The 241-nt window shown below is 39.0% G+C and carries 1 pseudogene; it reads left to right on the forward strand.

Annotated elements, in window-relative coordinates:
- Positions 1 to 241, forward strand: a pseudogene (locus tag ACWA1B_RS23470) (AraC family transcriptional regulator); the annotation flags it as partial.

Genomic DNA, 241 nt, shown 5'->3' on the forward strand with positions numbered 1-241 from the left:
TACCCAAAAGGCGGTAGCAAAAACGCTGCTTCCAAACTTTCAAACCATTTTCGTGTTTAGTTTTGGCAAACCGGTTTATTTTAAAGCAAACCAAGGGGACGAAATAGAAGTTGGACGTTATCTATTTTTAGGCCCTGTCAAGCAGGCTCTCCCATACAGATTAGAGCCAGGTTCTGAAATCTTGGTTATTAATTTTAAGGACGACGCATTTTACAGATTTTTCGGAAAAGTAATCTTAAGC

The organism is Flavobacterium xizangense, from assembly GCF_054075145.1.